The organism is Mobiluncus holmesii ATCC 35242 (genome assembly GCF_000185445.1).
Classification (GTDB): Bacteria; Actinomycetota; Actinomycetes; order Actinomycetales; family Actinomycetaceae; genus Mobiluncus; species Mobiluncus curtisii.
Window position 1 is genome coordinate 1017346 of the sequence record NZ_GL622346.1, and the last position, 12653, is coordinate 1029998.

9 protein-coding genes are annotated in these 12653 nt (G+C 54.6%); 1 reads left to right on the forward strand and 8 read right to left on the reverse strand.

All coding sequences use genetic code 11. The features are described 5' to 3' along the window. Nucleotides 1–34: 34 nt before the first annotated feature. Nucleotides 35–652, forward strand: a complete 618-nt coding sequence (cysE, locus tag HMPREF0576_RS04390) for a serine O-acetyltransferase (RefSeq protein WP_004010854.1) — start codon at nucleotides 35–37, stop codon at nucleotides 650–652. Nucleotides 653–676: 24 nt separating this feature from the next. Here cysE and HMPREF0576_RS04395 read toward each other — a convergent pair whose 3' ends face one another. The 8 genes from HMPREF0576_RS04395 to HMPREF0576_RS04430 all read right to left on the reverse strand — a co-directional run bounded on the left by HMPREF0576_RS04395 (nucleotide 677) and on the right by HMPREF0576_RS04430 (nucleotide 12649). Further along, a complete protein-coding gene (locus HMPREF0576_RS04395) occupies nucleotides 677–2200 on the reverse strand; it encodes an NAD-dependent succinate-semialdehyde dehydrogenase (RefSeq protein WP_004010855.1) in 1524 nt (507 codons plus the stop codon). Between the two features lie 237 nt (nucleotides 2201–2437). Beyond that, nucleotides 2438–3220, reverse strand: coding sequence for a polyprenyl diphosphate synthase (gene uppS / locus HMPREF0576_RS04400; protein WP_004010856.1), 783 nt, complete (start codon nucleotides 3218–3220; stop codon nucleotides 2438–2440). Between the two features lie 9 nt (nucleotides 3221–3229). Next, complete coding sequence (gene recO / locus HMPREF0576_RS04405) at nucleotides 3230–3961, reverse strand: DNA repair protein RecO (protein ID WP_004006998.1); 732 nt, start codon at nucleotides 3959–3961, stop codon at nucleotides 3230–3232. A 174-nt stretch (nucleotides 3962–4135) separates the two neighbouring features. Continuing rightward, nucleotides 4136–5806, reverse strand: a complete 1671-nt coding sequence (locus HMPREF0576_RS04410; RefSeq protein ID WP_004010857.1) for a methyl-accepting chemotaxis protein — start codon at nucleotides 5804–5806, stop codon at nucleotides 4136–4138. A 17-nt stretch (nucleotides 5807–5823) separates the two neighbouring features. Beyond that, nucleotides 5824–7422, reverse strand: coding sequence for a methyl-accepting chemotaxis protein (locus HMPREF0576_RS04415; RefSeq protein ID WP_004010858.1), 1599 nt, complete (start codon nucleotides 7420–7422; stop codon nucleotides 5824–5826). Nucleotides 7423–7765: 343 nt separating this feature from the next. After that, entirely contained in the window at nucleotides 7766–9565 is a 1800-nt protein-coding gene (gene leuA / locus HMPREF0576_RS04420; RefSeq protein ID WP_004010859.1) for a 2-isopropylmalate synthase, read from the reverse strand. Between the two features lie 179 nt (nucleotides 9566–9744). Then, nucleotides 9745–10884 carry a TNT domain-containing protein gene (locus HMPREF0576_RS04425; RefSeq protein WP_004010860.1) on the reverse strand — a complete coding sequence of 380 codons (1140 nt, stop codon included), beginning with the start codon at nucleotides 10882–10884 and terminating at the stop codon, nucleotides 9745–9747. A gap of 103 nt (nucleotides 10885–10987) precedes the next feature. Then, nucleotides 10988–12649 carry a methyl-accepting chemotaxis protein gene (locus HMPREF0576_RS04430; RefSeq protein ID WP_004010861.1) on the reverse strand — a complete coding sequence of 554 codons (1662 nt, stop codon included), beginning with the start codon at nucleotides 12647–12649 and terminating at the stop codon, nucleotides 10988–10990. Between the last annotated feature and the right edge of the window lie 4 nt (nucleotides 12650–12653).

The window sequence follows — 12653 nt, forward strand, 5'->3', positions numbered from 1 at the left end:
GTCGTTCAACCAACCAGAGGAAGTACCCGTCCTGATGACTTTCGTGAGACACACCACCCCGCCACGGCATCTGCCCGCCAATAAACTCGGCGTGCGGGACTTGCTGTTGGAGGACTTGGACACAGCTTTGAAACGTGACCCCGCCGCACGCGGACGCTTAGAAGTCGCGCTCACTTATCCGGGAGTTCACGCTCTGTGGGCACACCGGCTGTCCAATCGGTTTTGGGTCAATGGTTTTAAAATGATTGCGCGTCTGATTCAGGAATTCGCCCGCCTCATCACGGGAGTAGACATCCACCCGGCCGCGACCATCGGACGCCGACTCTTTATCGACCACGCAACCGGGGTGGTCATCGGAGAAACCGCGGTTGTTGGCGAGGACTGCCTAATTTTTCACGGGGTGACCCTGGGCGGGCAGTCCATGAACCGGGGCAAACGCCACCCGACCTTGGGTAATGAGGTCATGGTGGGTGCCGGCGCAAAAGTCCTGGGCGCCATCAACATCGGAGACGGCGCCAAAATCGGCGCCAACGCCGTAGTCGTCAAGGACGTTCCTGCCGGGCGTATCGCCCTGGGAGTGCCGGCGAAGCTGCGCAATCCCAAGAAACCGGTCAGTCCCGATATGAACATCGATCCCTCGCTGTTCATCTAGGCTGTTTATCTAGGCGCTGCGGGTTTACGCGAGTTTGGGCGCTGGCAAACCGATATAAATCGTCTCGAGGTATTCCGCAATCCCCTCGGTGGAGCCTTCACGCCCCAGCCCGGACTGTTTGACCCCGCCAAAAGGTGCTCCGGCGTTGGAAATCGTGGCGGAGTTGAATCCAATCATTCCAATTTCGATGCGCTGTGCCAGGCGCAAAATGCGCTCCCACGAGGAAGTATGTACGTATCCGCCCAAGCCCATCCGGTCGGCGTTGACCAGGCGCACCAGTTCCTCTTCCGTGCGGAAAGGCACCACGGGTGCGACCGGCCCGAAGATTTCCTCGGTGACGATTTCACTGTCGGGGCTGACGTTCGTGAGTACCGTGGGTGGGTAATAGAATCCCCCAGGGTCAACGGTTTGGTGGTCCAAGTTGCCGGTTCCACCGACTTTTTCCGCCCCTTGGGCGAGAGCCTTGTCAACCATGGCGCGAACTTTATCAAGTTGGCTGCGGTTGATGAGCGGACCGACATCCACACCCTCGCTCATCCCGTCGCCAACCTTTTGCGCCCGCATCGCGGCGGCGAACTTCGTGACGAACTCGTCATAAACTCCCTCTTGAATAAAGAAATGATCCGCCGCGTTGCAGGCCTCACCCATGTTGCGCATCTTGGTGATGAGGGCGGCGTCCACCGCTCGATCCACATCCGCGTCATCAAAGACCACAAACGGCGCATTACCCCCGAGCTCCATAGAGGTGCGCAACACGCTGTCCGCCGCGGTCTTCAGCAAAGCCTTACCAACTTCAGTCGAACCGGTGAACGAAAGTTTCCGCACCCGTGAGTCATGCAGCCAGGGGTCGCTGACTTCCCCGGAGTGCAGGGTGGGAACCACGGAAAGCACCCCGGCGGGCAGACCCGCCTCTTCCAAAATTCGCGCCAGGAACAGCGCCGTCAGCGGGGTATCTCGCGCTGGTTTCAACACGCAGACGCACCCGGCTGCTACAGCAGGACCAATCTTGCGAGTTCCCATCGCGAGCGGGAAATTCCACGGGGTGATAAACACGCAGGGTCCCACCGGGCGTTTGATGACCATCGCCTGCAGGCTACCTTCCGGTAAGCGGTAGTAATCCCCCCGAACCCGGCAGGCTTCTTCGGAAAACCAACGGAAAAACTCCGCGCCGTAGGTGACTTCCCCGTTGGCTTGGACCAGGGGTTTACCCATCTCCAGGGTAATCGTTACTGCCAGGGCGCGGCGATATTTGCTGTCCATTAGCTCAAAGGCTCGCCGGAGGATTTCGCCGCGTTCACGAGGCGGGGTCGCGGCCCATTCTTGCTGGATCGCGCAGGCTCTGTCTAAGGCGGCTTGGGCGTCCGCGGCGTTGCCGCTGGCGACCTGCGTTAAAGCGATGCCAGTTGCGGGGTTCAAGACCTCGAAGCGCTCGCCCGCCGCGCCGGGTTCCCAGTTACCGCCGATAAAGAGGTCTTTGGGCAGCCATTCCAGAAGTTTTTTCGGGTCGATGACACCGTCAGTTTCAAAAGGTAAAACGTCGTTGCTCATACTTTTACCTTACCGCTCGTTGGCGTTACCGTGCCGCGGTTAGGAGTCGGGAAAACCGGGGTTCAATCTGGGACAAGTTGTGCACGAACGACCGATTTCAGACCCGGTTTCCCAAATTCGGGGTTCGGCGGAAATTCATTACCGCAGGTTGAGGGCTTTTGAGAATGGTTCGCGCTTAAATTTCGCGTTGAAAACGGTCATTCGTGCAAGACCCACCCGTTGCACTTGGATTAATCGTCACTGCGGTCTATCAATCGCCCCGCCGAAGCGACGGTCGCGGTGCTGGTAGGCCAGCAAATCCCGCCACAGAGCCGCCCGACCGTACTCGGGCCACGGCTCGGGGGCGAAAACGAGCTCCGCATAAGCTGCCTGCCACGGCAAAAAGTTGGAAGTGCGCTGTTCCCCGGAAGTGCGAATGAGCAGGTCAACATCCGGTACATCCGGCAGATACAGTTCCCGAGCGAAAGTAGTCTCGGTGATACGCTCGGGATTTAGTGTTCCCGCTGCGACTCGCTGGGCAAGTTTCCGAGCCGCGTCAGCGAGTTCCGCACGCCCCCCGTAATTGAGACACATAATCAGCTGAGTGCCGGTGTTTCCCCTGGTCAAGGTCTCTGCCCTCCGCAGTTCGGTGAGGACCGATTTCCACAAGCGCCCCTCCCGCCCACTCCACCGCACGCGAACTCCCCAAGCATTCAGTTCATCGCGTCGATCTCGCAGCACCCGGCGTGAATATCCCATCAGGAACTTCACCTCTGCCGGACTGCGTTTCCAGTTTTCAGTAGAAAACGCGTACACACTTAAGAATTTCACCCCCGCCTCGACAGCTCCCGCAATGGTGTCCATCAGGGCGTATTCCCCTGCCTCGTGACCGGCAGTGCGGTTCAAGCCCTGTGCGTTCGCCCAGCGCCCATTCCCATCCATGATGATTGCCACGTGTGAGACAGCCCCGCGTGACAATCCAGACGGCAACTCAGGATTCTCCCGCGGCGGAGTGATGCTACGTACCCAGGATTTTTCCACGTCGTAGCCCTAAGCAAGTTCCAGCAGGGACATGGATTTCAGACGACGCTCCACGTGCCATTGCACGAAGGTCGAAACTAAAGCATGGGCCTCGGCACGTGCCTTCCATCCGCTTTCTTGGGCAATTTGCCAATCTCCGGTAGCCAACGCTGCCAACAAGCGCATCGTCTCAGAATCAACCGGGCGCGCCCCGGTTAGCTTGCAGTTTACGCACATCGCTCCGCCGCCACTGGGATTAAAGTACTCGTGCGGTCCCCTGGCTCCGCAGGATGCGCAATCCCAGCAGCTTGCCGCCCAGCCCGCCAATGACATGAGACGTAACAGGTAAGAATCCAGAATCAAAGACGGCTCATGACGCCCCGTCGCGAGAGCGTGCAAGGCCCCAATAGTTAGGTGGTAGTACCTCTCGTTAGTCCAAGAGTCTTCGGTGAGACGTTCCAGGGTTTCCACCATCAGGTTGGCAGCGGTGTAGCGAGCGTAATCGTTAGCGAGACTGCGACCGTAGGGTGCCAGGATTTCTACTTGTTCGATATGGTGCAAGTTGGACTTGCCCCAGCGAATCTGAATGTCGACCGTCCCAAAAGGTTCCAGTCGCGCGCCCAGGCGCGAAGTGGTCTTACGTACTCCCCGCCCCACGCAGCGCAAAAGCCCGTGTTTCTCAGTCAGCAGGGTCACGATGCGATCAGCTTCTCCCAAGTCCTGGGTACGCAAGACAACTGCCGCATCTCGAAACGTTCTCATCAAGAATCATTATGCCACGTCTGGCTTTAGAGATTAGCCAAAATTCGTGGAAATAGGGCATTACGCGGCGACAAGGAACAAAGCTAACAGCACCGTAACCGCCACCGTGCCAGTCGAAACTGAGACCTGTTCCGGGCATGTCGCAGCAGTCAGGGCGATGCTTAAAACAAAGCCTTACTCGTATTTGAACTGTTCCAGCTGAGACTTCAGACCTTCCCCTGCCTGTTTCATACGTAGGCTAGTGTTCGCCAATTCTTGGATTGGCTGTTGGGCATTAGCAGCTGACTCTGCATATTCATTAATCTTTGCCGCGATATCAGACGAGCCGGTAGCAGCCTCAGAAATAGACCTTGACATGTCATTGGTGACCGTAGTTTGTTCTTCTACTGCTGCCGCAATAGTAGTTTGATAATCATTGATCTCATTTACAATCTCGCTAATACGGCGAATCGCTTCAACTGCCGATTCAGTGTCAGCCTGAATCTTTTGAATCTTATGGGTGATTTCCTCGGCGTCTTTGGCAGTTTCGGAAGCTAAATCCTTAACTTCTCCTGCCACGACGGCAAATCCTTTTCCGGAATCTCCCGCTCTCGCAGCTTCGATGGTTGCGTTCAAAGCCAGCAAATTCGTTTGTCCGGCTATCTCGGTAATCGTGCGCACCACGTCGTCAATCTCTCGAGAAGACACACTGAGTTCTTCCACAGTCTTTCTGGTGCTATCAGCAATCTTGGTCGCCTCTTGAGCTACCTTTGCAGCTTCAATCGCGTTAGAGCTAATCTCGCGAATAGCGCTGCCCATTTCTTCAGCTCCTGCCGCAACCGTCTGCACGTTAAATGAAACCTGCTCGGCTGCGCCTCCCACCGCGTGCGCCTGCAAGTTCTTTTCCCCCACTACCTGGGCTGCTTTAGAGGTGCGACTCTCCACGTAAGATGCCTGTTGTGCAACGGTAACGGCAGTCTGATGCGCTTTACCAAATATTTCACGCAAACGTATCTGTGAAGCATTGAGCGAATTCACCATGTCAGAAATTTCGTCATCAGTGTGGCTCACGGCTGTTACCGTCAAGTCTCGCTTTGCCATTGCCTGAAGAGCATGTTGCATAGAATCTGTCGAAGCGCTCATCCGTTTGCGCAGCCTCGCCGTCAATATCACCACCAGGACGGCAATAATGACTACCATGACCAGCTGCGACAGAACTGTCAGCCAAGTGGTAGAGACTGCAGTCTCTTGAGCGTCAGCGCGCTCCTTGTGCAACAGGTCTCCTAGAGTAGAGATTTCTCTTTCACTAGAATCTAGGTTCTCCAATAATGCTGCTTTTAATCCGGATACATCTCGATCTTTATCAGCTTGCAACTGATTAACAATGTCTTTACCTATTTTGATGTTTTCAGATTGCAGCGCGCCGACCTTGTCAATTTGCGCATCAATCTGGCTACTTTGAGACAGTTTCTTAAACTCATCCAAGTATTCAGTAACCTTTTGAGCTGCAGTTTCACTATTTGCCTGAGACTCTTGGGGTGACCGTCCAGCTTCCAAATCATTTGCCGCTGCGAGCTGATATTTCGTCACTTGTTTAACTTCCGCGTGCATCACATTCAAATTGACGCTGACACTGGACAGCTCCATTGAGGTGTTGACTTTCCCATCGTAGAGGACGGAGATTGCAGCGGACATGAGCAGGATTACCAGCATTGCCACGATACCTCGCAGCGCCACAGCCAGGAATTCCTTCCTGAATGAGCTGCGCCGATTCTGGCGATCAGTCGGGGAATTATTGACTTGCGGAGATGCGGAGACAACGGAGTCTAGCGATTCTTTAGTATTCACTGTTTCTTGGCTTTCCATAGATTGTCACGTTCCCTCTAGTAAACGAAATTACTCATCTCCGCGTCCAGAGATGCGGTTTCTGCGGACACAGATTTGGCTCGTTTCACTGAATCTTCCAAATCATTTGTAGAATCCCTGGTTGCGGATGCGATGTCTTGGATATTGGAAGCAATCTCGGTGGAACCATTTGAGGCCTCCGTAATCGATTTAGACATTTCGTTTGCCGTGGCAGTTTGTTCTTCCACCGCTGCTGCGATAGTCGTCTGGAAGTCATTGAGTTGAGAGATAATATCGCTAATCTCCGTAATGGCTTTGATGGCTCTGTCCGTGTCTTGCTGAATCTTTTCAATCCTCGTGGCAACTTCAGCCGTTGCTCTGGAAGTTTCAGCAGCCAAGTCTTTGACTTCACTGGCGACCACGGCGAATCCTTTCCCCGCTTCTCCGGCACGGGACGCCTCAATCGTCGCGTTCAAAGCCAACAGATTGGTCTGTTCGGCTACTGCGGTAATAGTTTCAATAACTTCACCAATCTCTTTCGAGGACGACCCGAGCTGTACCATCGTTTCGTTCGTCGATTGAGCGACTTCAGTAGCTTCTGTCGCCACCTTCGATGCCTCAGCTGCGTTAGTGGAAATTTCTCTAATGGAACTGCTCATTTCCTCTGCGGCGGCCGCCACTGAAGAGATAGAAGCCGAGACTTGTTCAGCCGCGGCTGCCACTGAAATCACCGTTTCGGAAGCCTTCCGAGCTTCGCCAATAATCGCCGCTCCATCAGCGCTCATCTGCGCTGTAGTGGTGTTAACATCCCGAGTCGTGTTCACCACATCCGCGGTTACCTTGCGCAGCTGCCCCACCGCAACTGTGAATTGTTGAGTTAAATATCCCACTTCATCATTGCTGAAACGTTGTGGCTTTGCGGTTAAATCTTCACGTGCTAAAGCGTCAAGAGCCGCTACGTTTTGGGCTGCCGAACGACTCACTGCCTTTGACAAGAACAAGCCGAGCAAAATCATGACGATGAAACCCAAAGCGCTAACCACAATCGTGAAAGTACTGCTGAGAGTAGAGCTTAAGGCGATGGCTCGTTTATCAGACTGTTTATCTGTCGCAACTTGAGAAACCAACTGGTCCATAGCGGCATTCATGGATTCAGACGTGGCTGAAAGCTCTGCAGCGTGGTTGCGCATTGCGTCGGCTACTCCCCCAGGTAATTGAGGAGCCTCCTGTTGCATGGCAGCAACTAAATCATTGTGATTATCAGCCAGATTCTTAATCTCTTGATATAAGTGAAGCATTGCCCCACTCAGTTTCTCAGTCTTGACCTCTGAAACGCCTTTCGCGAATTGGTCATTAGCCTGGAGGTAGGTGTCAACTGTCTGTCCCAACTCGCCCGTTGACTCGTGGGTAAGGCGCGCTTCTAGAATCTCCAAGGTATTCCACTGATTAAGCAACGATGCCAGCGATTCATTTGCGTTTGCGCGCTCAATTGATTCGTTCATGGTTCGGTTACCCACAAACATTCCCGCCCAAGTGGCGCCTAATGCAAGCACTGCCACCACCGCTAACAGGACGTTTACTAGAGTCAACTTCGCACGTAGATTTACTGTCTTTTCCGTATTCTGCGACTTCATCATCTTCCTGAGGGAACAACTGTCAACTAACCACACTATGGTATCTGTTTAACCAGGCTAATGGCGTACATTGAAATTTTTTTCCCGCAAAAAGCCTCCAGCGCTGATTTCCGGTTTTCCCGCGAACTGACCCAAAGCAACAATGTTCATCGTTGCAAGAGCATCAGACCTCAGACGAAACAGATAAAGCCGGCAACAGGTTATTCCCCGCCACTGCACGAAATATGGAGTAGCTCAGTTAGTCTGCGGTATCAGCATCGCTAGCCAGCCTGCAACGTTAGTTAAACCAGTAACGAAAACCTCACCACGGTCGCCTTCTGACCCGTCATCACGATACGTTGCACTTTCAAGAACACGTAACCGAACCGTCCTCTTGGGATTGGCGCTGCGCCCGATTAATCGCCGAGATTACAGCCTTATAGGCAGCGCGGATGGTCGAGGAATCAATGCCGACCCCCCACAGCACCTCGCCGTCTACCACGGCCTCGACGTAAGCCGCAGCGGTCGCATCCCGGCCGGCGCTCAAAGCGTGCTCCACATAATCCAAAATTCGCACTTCCATGCCCATCTGTTCGAAAGCATGGACGAAAGCGTCAATAGGACCATTACCAAAAGACTCCAACTGCAGCTTCACACCACGGTCGTTGAGGGAGATCGAGACTTCCGTGTCCCCACCCGAAGGCGCCGGAACGGAGGAAACATGTGCCCCGTCAAGCAAGAAACGCCCCCAGTGACGCGAGTCAATCCCCGCTTCTGACGCCGGCAAGTATTCATCGGCAAAAATTTGCCACAGGTCGTTCGCCCCCAGTTCCCCACCGAAGCGGTCGGTAGTGCGCTGCACAATCTTTGAAAACTCGATTTGCAGGCGCCGTGGCAGGTCGAGGTGATGATTCTCTTTCATCAGGTAGGCGATACCGCCCTTGCCGGATTGCGAGTTTACGCGCACAATAGCTTCGTAGTTGCGCCCCACATCGTGAGGGTCAATAGGCAGGTAAGGTAGTTCCCAGATAACTTGCTTTTCGTCTCCGCCCGCGTCCCGGACCTTCTGTTCGCGTGCAGCGAAGCCTTTCTTAATCGCGTCTTGATGGGAGCCGGAGAAGGACGTATAGACCAGTTCCCCCACGTAGGGCAGCCGCGGCGGGGTGGTCATGCGTGTGCAGCTCTCGACGATAGCGCGAACTTCATCAAGATTGGACAGATCCAGTTGCGGGTCGATGCCCTGGCTAAAGAGGTTCATCGCCAGAGTGACCAGGTCAACGTTGCCAGTTCGTTCACCTTGACCTAACAGGCATCCTTCAATCCGGTCTGCCCCCGCCATCTGCGCCAGTTCAGCGGTCGCGATACCGGTGCCACGGTCGTTGTGGTTGTGGGCAGAAACGCAGACATGTTCCCGGTGCGAAATGTGGCGGCAGAAGTACTCAACTTGGTCGGCGTAAACGTTGGGGGTGCAGCGTTCCACAGTGGTAGGCAAGTTGAGGATGATTTCCCGCTCGCTGTCGGGCTGCCACACTTCCATGACAGCTTCGCAAACCTCCAGGGCAAAATCGATTTCCGTGTCTACGAAAATCTCCGGGGAATACTCGTATCCAAAAATCGTGTCCTCCCCCAGGATTTTTTCAGCTCCGGCGATGACCTCACGAGTACCGGACACTGCCATCTCGATGGTTTGCGCTTTATCGTTATGAAACACAATTTGGCGAAAGACCGGGGCGGTCGCATTGTAAAGATGTACGGTCGCGCGATGGTAGCCCATAATGGCTTGCAGGGTGCGTTCCAGCAGCTCCGGGCGGGATTGCGAGAGGACTGAACAGGTCACGTCCTCGGGTATAGCGTCGTCCTCGACCAAGGAACGTACAAAGTCAAAGTCGGTTTGGGATGCGGCCGGGAAACCAATTTCGATTTCTTTGAAGCCCAGACGCACCAGGAGGTCAAACATTTCGCGTTTACGCGCGGGATCCATCGGCTCGATGAGGGCTTGGTTGCCGTCTCGTAAGTCGGTGGATAACCAGCGTGGGGCTTTGGTGATTCGGTTGTTGGGCCAAGTCCGTTCCGGAAGTGAGATGGGGTTGGTGTCCAGGAACGGGCGATATTTGCCGTGAGGCATTCCGGAGGTTTGCTGACGATTGGTAAATCCAGAGGTACGCATGATGAAAATCCTTTGCTGTTGTTGCTGTTATCTGAGTCGCCAGGCGAGCAGAAAACTCCGCGCAGGGGGCCTGGCCGATTCAGAGCCCTACGCGGTTAGGCAACAGCAGCATGGTTTGCGACACAGTCTCATCGTACCACTGGTTTCAGTTTACGAAATTGCTGTCTCAATATGAGAAATTAGCGCAGTTCACGCAGGAAGTTGTGATCGAGGTACCAGCGCAGGGGCTTATCCAAAACCACTATTGCCCCGCCCCCCGGATTGCTGGCAGTTTTCGCGGTAAGCCCCTCTAAAACTGCCAGGGGCAGAGGTGCCATGACTTCAAAAACCCGGTAGGGCTTCTCGTTCTTTAAGCTAATTCCCCGCTGCGCCAAGGGGGTGCCCAGTGCAAACAAGAACTGGGCTTTGTCATCGTCAAAGCAATCCAAGAGATCACCGGGACGCAGCTCATTCGAGCCAGGTTTCCCCCCGCGGGAAATCGTGCGGGCATCAATTCCGATGGCGGTGCGGTGACCACGCTCGGCAGCGTTGACCGGCAATTCACCAGTTTCTGGTTTTTCCCGCACCAATCGAGCGACCAGGGATACTGCCGATTCCAAGTCAGGCAGCACTTCGTAGGCGGCGAACTCGGCACCACGCTGCGAACCTACCACGTATCCCTCTTCGCCCCAAGGAGCGACTACCCACGGCTCTTCTGGCGCCAGCGGTAATTGGGGGTCACGAGGATCAAACCCGCGCACGACTTCGTTCTCAGTCAGTCCGCGTTGCGCACACAGTTCGTCAAAATATGACTTGTAACGAGATACCTCGCCGTTCTCAGATTCAGCGTTTCCCGGCGGTTGAGGGACATCCCACGTGACCTCGGGACGCCCGGAATGCTTGCCGGCACGTTTTTCTGCCCGCTCGGTCCACGCCAGACTCGCCAACTGGGCAATTTCCTCGTTCGCATCTTTACGCAGTTCAGCAATGACTTTCAACGGTGTCAGTTCATTAGCGACCGCCGCCTTTTGCACCCGACTATCGCCGTCCTTGGCGAGTTTAGCGAGCACATAAGCGGGAGTGCGTTCCTGCATCGCGACCAGGTAACGAGCCCGCCACGGGGCAAATAGTGCAATCGTTTCAAACACGGTGTCGGGCAAATTCTGTGATTGCGCCACATACTCAGCCAAATCCGGGCGGGTGCGAATGATCTCCTCCCAGATGAAAGTCGGCGCCACGTCCGTCATTGCCCGCATGAAGTCCTCTTCATCATCCGAAGTACACAGGCGAGCGAACTCCTGGACCGAACCAATCACGTCGATGCCCTCCTTTGGCAACAAGAGAAGATATACATCTAAAGTTTAAGCCATAGGAGGGCACCAGCGTGAGCTTTCATCTCAGTATTGAGTTGTGTCGCGGATCGAGAGGACCATTCAGCCGCATTTATTCATATTTGAATTTGCCCAGTTCATCGCGTAAAGCCTCCGCTTTGGACTGCAAATCCGAAGCGGTCGTCGCTAGAGCATTCAACGGTTCTATCGCTTGGCTGGCGGCGCCGGCAAACTGACCTATGTTCGTGGCAATCGTGGAAGAACCGGAGGCTGCCTCCGTCACGGAACGCGCCATCTCATTAGTGGTGGCAGTCTGTTCCTCGACCGCAGCGGCAATGGTGGTTTGGAAGTCGTTAATTTGAGAAATAATCTCGGAGATGCGTCGGATGGCCCTCACGGCGGAATCCGTGTCCTCTTGAATCTTGGCAATCCGTCCCGTGACGTTGTCCGTGGCTTTAGCCGTTTCCGCAGCCAAATCCTTGACCTCGCCAGCGACTACCGCAAAGCCTTTGCCCGCTTCTCCGGCGCGCGCTGCCTCAATGGTGGCGTTGAGTGCCAGCAGGTTAGTTTGCTCCGCAATAGCGGTGATGGTGTGGATGACGTCATCAATTTCCTTCGATGATCTGCCCAGTTTTTCAACAGTCTGGGTGGTCGCCTCAGCGGCGGCGGTAGCCTCCTGGGCGACTCGCGCTGCCTCGTTGGCATTGGACGAAATCTCCCGGATAGCCGAGCCCATCTCTTCTGCGCCCGCGGCAACGGTCTGGACATTAAAGGAAACCTGTTCCGCCGCCCCCGCAACCGCATTGGCTTGTAATGCCGAATCAGCTGCTGCTTTGGCAGTCTGGGAAGTCAGGTTGACCACTGTTTCCGACTCGGAACGGACCGTCTCGGAAGTACGCGCCGCTGCCCCAAATGCCTCTTGCAAGGTGGTGTTGGAAAGGTTCACTGCCCGTGACATGTCTGCCAGCTCATCATTGGAATTAATGACTGCGCGACGCGTCAGGTCGCCTTGGGACAAGCCTTTCACCACGGTTTCCACAGATTCTACGGAATTCGTGATGGAATGGCGCACTCTACCCATGAATATTGCTGCCGTACCTGCCAAGAAAGCCAAAAATACTATCTGGAAAATCGACGCTTGGATGCGCTGTTCATGCATCTCTTTTTGAGACTGGTTCACTTCTTGGCTGAGTAGCGATGTCAATTTATCCTGCTGGGCAACCATATCGTTGACAGTTTGGGGAATGACCGTGTTCAGGATTTCGGAATTCTGTCCCTGATTGGATTGCAGTTCGGAAGTGGATTGGGCAATGACCTCGCGCAGGTTATCAGCAGATTTCATAATCTCCTGAGTCGCCTCTCGAACCTGATCGGAGTGCGTGGTGTCAATAATGTTTTGGAGGTTCTTTTCCAACACATCTTGGGCTGCTTCCAGCTTCTTAGCCTGTTCCTCATCCGGGTGGCCTTCCAAGATGGAACGGGCGTACGCGTACTGATGTTGACCAATCTCGAGAGTCTCGGCTTCCATCAAAGATAATGTTTCCGCATTAGCAGATGCGTTCAAATACCCTGTGGTGCTGTGGTTGGTCTGAACCACCGTAAAGAGGGCGGCAATCCCGATGATGAGCACTCCCACAAATCCTGGCAACGCTCCTCTAAACAGTCGCATCATCAGGGTGGTGCGCTTGTATACCTTTTCTGGTTTCGTCGTGGTATTCGATTGAGTCTTCATTTCCTGCTCCCCTAGCTGTGTGACCGGATTAGTCTGAGTCATACTT